The sequence below is a fragment of the Variovorax sp. 20P10.2.4 genome (assembly GCF_058244205.1).
The window spans coordinates 1-1,267 of record NZ_JBZAYE010001136.1 but is presented as its reverse complement, the minus strand read 5'-3'; the positions used below and the strand labels follow the sequence as shown (position 1 = coordinate 1,267).

The 1,267-nt window shown below is 71.0% G+C and carries 2 protein-coding genes; both read right to left on the bottom strand.

The window, feature by feature from the left end; all coding sequences use genetic code 11:
• The coding region (locus AC27VN_RS41760) for a hypothetical protein (RefSeq protein ID WP_490880556.1) at window positions 1-507 on the bottom strand (507 nt) is incomplete at its 3' end.
• A 15-nt stretch (window positions 508-522) separates the two neighbouring features.
• Window positions 523-1,267, bottom strand: a 745-nt coding sequence (locus AC27VN_RS41755) for a hypothetical protein (protein ID WP_490880555.1), incomplete at its 5' end; no start/stop codon positions are given.

The following is a 1,267-nucleotide window of genomic DNA, read 5'->3' as shown; positions in this document are numbered from 1 at the left end:
CTTCGCGGTGGCCGCGGCGCGCGCGCGGCCGTAGTTCATCGTCGGCGGCGCGAAGTTCGACGGCATGCCGTCGTCGTGCACGGCCAGCGTGCCGCCCGCGCGTTCCACCAGCAGCTGGTAGTAGTGCCAGACGTTGTCCTCGGGGCCGTTGACGATGCGGTTGTAGGCGCGACGCCAGGGCCAGAACAGCTGCTCGCGCTGCGCGCTGCGCATGCCGGGATAGCTGTCGTCGCCGAGCGCGACCACGCCCCATTCGGCGCCATGGTTGCGGCGGAACACCTCGCCCACGTAGCTGCCCAGGCCCTTGGCGTAGTCGAAGACCTGCGCGTCGCTCGGCTTGTCGTTGCGCGCGCGCAGATGCAGCTGCTGCAGCAGCGCCTCGACCTTGCGGATGCTGGCATCGGTGAAGTCGAGCGCCACGTCGAAGTTGCGGCGCGCGCGCTCGATCATCTCGGTCGCGGCCTCGGTGGCCTCGGCTTCGATGCGGCGGTCGGGGATGAAGCCCATCGCTCGGCGCCCGTCTCAGAACGAGGGTACGGGATTGCGACCCTGCACCAGCGCATAGGCGCCGTTGCGCAGGCTGTAGACCAGCTGTTCGTCGACGGTCTCGACGCGCAGATTGTTCGCATCGCGCGTGCGCGCGCCCTTGAAGACGATCTGCAGCTCGCCCGGATCGTCCTGCGTGCCGAGCGCGAACTCGGGCTTGCCATCGATGCGGTAGCAGGCGCCGCGCGGCGCTTCCTCCGGGCGCGTGGCCTGCAGCACCGGCTCGCAGGCGCCATCGGCACCGCCGTTGTCGGCGCCCAGCGGCACGCCCTCGATCAGCTGGCGCACCTCGGCGGCGCCGATCTCGTAGACCGAGAGCCAGCTGCCGCAGTAGCCCTGCCAGCAACTGCCGCTCGTGACGGTCAGCACGAAGCGCTGCGGCGCGATGCGCTCCACGCGCGTGAGGCCGATGTTGCCCGAGAAGCCGAGGTAGTCGACGCCGTCGTTGCGGCCCGCGAGCTTCCAGCCCGCGTCGCCATGCTCGAAGAAATAGGCGCCGAGCCATGCTCCCGCCACGTGGGCGTCCATCGGCTGGCCGCGGTCGTCGACCGGCACGGTCTCGGTGAGCAGCACGGCATGCGTGTCGTCGAGCCGGACCACCTCGCGCGCCGAGACCCGGGCACGGGTCGGCGCGAAGCCCTCGGTCATCGGCTTGCCGTCGTTGCCGATCTCGGGCAGCTGCACGTCATCGGTGCGGCTCGCGGTCTCGCCGGCGGGCGGC